Here is a 2744-nt window from a genome sequence, read left to right on the forward strand (position 1 = left end):
GGGGCGGTCATCGGTGTACTGGACGGGAAAAGTCTTGGTCGACTTCTCAACCATTCCCGTTGGCCGCCCTCCTCCTCCGCTCAGTCTCTCTTCGCTTACCTGCCTGCTCTCCTCAAAATGGCGAAAGTCGAGTCTGACACCTGGGCGGGAAACTGGGAGGTTCATCCGGCACGGCATTGTTCCTGAGGTGACGGTCCCGTAGGCTGATTCCCTCCCCGAGTTGGACAGGGTCTCATGGCGTCCCGTCTGGTTGTTGCGCTCCTGCTGCTGGCTCTGTCAACCGCGTGCGGAACCACGCGCATGGTGTATCTCGACATGGGGCAGGGGGCTCCACTGGAGTACAGGCCGCCCACTTCGAACAGGTCCGTGGAGGTGGACGAGGACGAGTTCAAGGAGGCGCTGGCGCGGCTGGTGCTTGAGGCGCCTCTGTTCATCCGCTCCTCCCAGCAAGGCTGGCTGGTGCGTACCTCCGCTCCCATCAATGACGCGGATTCGTCGCGGCAGTACCTGCTACGCAAGAGCTTCGGCGGCCCGTGTCGGCCGCACCAGAACAAGGAAAACTGCTTGTCTCTGCTCGACGTGGTGGGGTTGAGCCAGACGGACAAGCTGGCGGTGGCATTGGGCCTGTCGTTCGAGCCGATGCGCCAAAGCATCGCCAAGGCGGTAGAGGGTACCCTCTCCCCCCAACTCTTCGTCGCCGCCATTGGCGCTGGCATGGTGACCTGGGTCGTGTTGGCAGCGAATCCCGAGCCGGTGTTCACCAAGGCGGCGGCAATCGTAGCGGCCGTCATGGTGAGTTACCTGGGAGTGGACGCCTTCCTGGAAGTGGTGAATGCGTGCTTCGAGCTGAAGCGGGCCAGCGACGCAGCCGTCACCTTCGAGGAACTGGCGGAAGCCGGCGAGCGCTTCGGCAGGGTCATGGGAACACAAGGCGCACGCGTCTTCATCCTGGCCGTGACGGTGCTGGTGAGTCGGGGCACGATGGGGGGCGCCTCATGGCTGGCCGCAGGACTGCCGCTGCTGCCGCGTTTCGCGGAAGCCTCTGCGATGGGGGCCTCGCAGGTGGGCATCGGGCTGGAGACCGTGGGGCAGGTGAGTGCGGTGGCGGTGGTGGAGGGCAAGCTCATCATCTCCCTGGCGCCCACGGCGCTCGCGATGATGGCTGGGAACAGCGGGGCGGAGCGCGCTGGTGGCACGGAAACGACAGTCAATGCCAGTAATTATCGAGAGACGTTCTTCGCAGCGCATCCCGCCTTGCGCGATAAAGTCATCGTGCACCATGCTGTTGAACAGCAAGTGCTCAAGAGATACCCAGGGCTTTTCACCGAGGCTGAGATTCACTCGCTGAAAAACCTACGTGGGATCCCGAAGTCCATCAGTCCAGACCTTCATCTCAGCAAAATTCGGCGCGCTTGGAACCAGTTCTATCGTACCCACCCGAGTCCAACGAAGCAGGATTTGCTTGGTTTTTCAGCACAATTGGATAGGCAATTTGGTGCGATTTTCGAGCCCCCGCTGTAGATGGTACAGAGGTCGCTGTGAGTAAGGAACGATGGGTGGTGTCTCCTGAAGTTGCTGGGGAGTTGGGGGATGACACAAGATTGGATTCGTCTGTTCATCCTCCCAAGGTCTATCGCTTTCACCATCGCTTCGAGGGGTGGTTGGGCGATGAGTTGCTAGAAGCCTTCCCCTGCTTTCTTGTCTCTTCCGACCTCGCGAAGGCACTCGAAGAGGAGAGATTGGTTGGTTTCAGCTTGGGCGAGGTCCAAGTGAGTGTGTCGCCGGAATTCCAGGAGCTATATCCTGGGTGTGTCCTGCCGGAGTTCCGATGGCTCAAAATCACTGGCGAGAATCGCGATGCCGACTTCCGGCTCACGTCGGACTTTCGATTGGAGGTGTCCAGCAAGGCGCTGAAGGTCCTGCGGAAGTTCCGTATTGCACATGCGGCGATAGACGCTGCTGATTGAGCAAGGTGATCCATGCGTGCGTCACTCCCTCGTACGCGAATAGGACTCGTACCTGCTGAGTAGGCTTCCGCCGATGCACCGTGTGGCTCCTGGAGTGGAGGCTCGGCTCGGTGCAAACAAGCGAGTCAGGCCTCGGGCGACGCTGAGGCTGGCGAGGAGCAAGCATGGACGAGCAGAAGAAGTCCGAGGTGAGCTGGGAGGAAGCGGAGAGGTTGGGGCCGTACCAGCTCCACGAGCAGGTGCCGCAGGACGACTACAGCCAGGGAACGCTCTACCGGGCCACGAACGTGACAACCGGGGCGCCGGCCCTGGTGCACCAGCCCGCCGAGGACGGCGCGGTACCGCGGACCGACTGGCGGGTACGCGTCATCTCCTCGGCCTCCCCCAGCTACACCGCCATGGAGGTGGAGGACACCCGGAGGTCCGTGGCCCCCGACAGGCAATCGGTGGAGTCGATGGTGTCTACCTTGGAGGATGTGCACAAGGGCGTGGAAGGCATGGCCCACGCTTTCTCCGGCCCCCCCGCGCCCTGCATCCGGCGGCACCTGGCGTTGGCGGGAGTCGCCGGGGTGTTCGCACTGGCCTTCGCCCTCGGACTCCTGGTCCCCCTGTCCCCACCGCCGAGCAGCACGGAACCCGTGGCGAGCGTCGCGCCAGCACCCATGAGCCACGAGGTGCCGACGGACACGACACTGCCACCCGAGGGCATGTCGTTCCGCGAAATGGTGGACGGAGGGCAACCCGTCATCGCCTATCCCTTTCCGGCCAAGCCCTACA

3 protein-coding genes are annotated in these 2744 nt (G+C 62.7%); all 3 read left to right on the forward strand.

Going from position 1 to position 2744, the window contains the following annotated elements; all coding sequences use genetic code 11:
• Positions 1-234: 234 nt before the first annotated feature.
• The gene (locus VF794_RS18555; RefSeq protein ID WP_331112232.1) at positions 235-1521 is read left to right on the forward strand and encodes a hypothetical protein; all 1287 of its coding nucleotides are present in this window, start codon (positions 235-237) and stop codon (positions 1519-1521) included.
• A gap of 38 nt (positions 1522-1559) precedes the next feature.
• Positions 1560-1967 (forward strand): hypothetical protein, encoded by a 408-nt coding sequence (locus VF794_RS18560; RefSeq protein ID WP_331112234.1) that lies wholly within the window; start codon positions 1560-1562, stop codon positions 1965-1967.
• A 164-nt stretch (positions 1968-2131) separates the two neighbouring features.
• The coding region (locus tag VF794_RS18565; protein ID WP_331112235.1) for a hypothetical protein at positions 2132-2744 on the forward strand (613 nt) is incomplete at its 3' end.

Source organism: Archangium sp. (genome assembly GCF_036389735.1).
Taxonomy (GTDB): Bacteria; Myxococcota; Myxococcia; order Myxococcales; family Myxococcaceae; genus Archangium.